Below are 269 nucleotides of genomic sequence, written 5' to 3' on the forward strand. Positions count from 1 at the left end.
GATTCACTCCCGGGCTTCGCGTGTCGATCGTCGACAGCACGAGTGGCAAGCGGGCTGACGTCTTGAGGGCTGCGGCTCGTTCGAGCGACCTCGTCGTCAGTTCGTACACCGTCGCGCGACTCGACGAAGAGGAGTTCCGCGAGGTCGAATGGGCGGGATTGATCCTCGATGAGGCCCAGTTCGTCAAGAATCCCAAGACGAGGCTCCACCGCGCCATCTCGACCTTCCGTGCCGACGTCACCTACGCCGTCACCGGAACGCCGATGGAG

At 63.6% G+C, this 269-nt stretch carries 1 protein-coding gene; it reads left to right on the plus strand.

What is annotated here, in order from left to right:
- Positions 1-20 precede the first annotated feature (20 nt).
- Positions 21-269: SNF2-related protein (locus R0J87_RS20845; protein ID WP_498888643.1), on the plus strand; the 249-nt coding region annotated here is incomplete at its 3' end.

The sequence above is a fragment of the Halomonas sp. SIMBA_159 genome, assembly GCF_046536035.1.
Classification (GTDB): Bacteria; Pseudomonadota; Gammaproteobacteria; order Pseudomonadales; family Halomonadaceae; genus Vreelandella; species Vreelandella venusta_A.